The organism is Polaromonas sp. CG_9.7 (assembly GCF_015752205.1).
GTDB lineage: Bacteria > Pseudomonadota > Gammaproteobacteria > Burkholderiales > Burkholderiaceae_C > Polaromonas.
Map to the genome: position 1 here is coordinate 1 of NZ_JADOVG010000055.1, position 1003 is coordinate 1003.

The 1003-nt window shown below is 55.5% G+C and carries 1 protein-coding gene and 1 pseudogene; one reads left to right on the plus strand and one right to left on the minus strand.

Features of this window, described 5'->3' with window-relative positions:
- Positions 1-82, plus strand: a pseudogene (locus tag IWX87_RS19480) (IS6 family transposase); the annotation flags it as partial.
- A gap of 306 nt (positions 83-388) precedes the next feature.
- On the opposite strand, the gene IWX87_RS19485 reads toward IWX87_RS19480, so the two are convergent.
- A partial coding sequence (locus tag IWX87_RS19485) for an SDR family NAD(P)-dependent oxidoreductase (protein WP_196865149.1) occupies positions 389-1003 on the minus strand: 615 nt, incomplete at its 5' end.

Sequence of the window (1003 nt, forward strand, 5' to 3'; positions counted from 1 at the left end):
CATGATCGGCAAGGGGCAGATGAACTGCCCCGCCGGCAAACCCATGTCCGCAGCGCAGCAGTTCTACAGCCTCGCTGTTTGATCTCCAGCTCAGCAACGCAATTTTTTTCGGCTAAGCTCCACTATTGCGACAGAACCGGTTTTGAGGGGCGGCCCGGATTCGGACGCAATCCGGCGTTTTTGACGTAGCCGATTGGTTTCAAATAAGAATCGTCTCGAATTGCATGGGCGTCACCTGCCGCTCTAAGTCCAAAAAGTAATCGCCAAATCGATTGATGTGCTCGATCAGGTAAGGTGCAAAGCCGCCAAGGACAGCCGCGTCAACGAAAATTCCTCGGCCTGATTCTCATTGAGCTTTCGCTACGTCAACAGAGCCTAAAACAGACTCTTAAAACTGAACGCCGCGTGTCAGCGCGCCATCAACCAGCAGATTGGTGCCGGTAATAAAGCTCGCTGCCGGACTGGCCAGAAACACCGCGCCATTGGCTACCTCCTGCGGCGTTGCCATGCGACCCGTTGGATTCAATGCAAGCGATTCTTTGAACAACGCAGGGTTGCCGGTTTCGATCTGCTCCCAAATGCCACCCGGAAAGTAGGTGTTACCAGGAGATACCGAGTTGGCCCGGATTTTTCTACCCGCCAATTGAAAGGCTAGGCCCTGCGTGTAGTGAACGATCGCGGCCTTAAAAGAGCCGTAGGGTCCGGCGGTAAAGTCGATCTCGCGAGCGGACACACTGGCAATCGTGATGATGGCCGCGTGTTCGCTCTTTTCAAGGCTGGGCATCGCCGCGTTGATGAGGCGCACGGTGCCCATCATGTCAACATCAAAACCGCTTTTCCAACCCACCTCGTCGTTGCCAATGGCCAGCGCACTGACGTTGGCCACCACGATGTCAATACCACCCAATGCCCATTTCGTTATACACAAGTCCCCTGAGCCTGAAGCTCGCGTGAGAACCTGATGCCGGCGGCAAAGTCCAGGATGCGCTGCATGCCCAGCCAG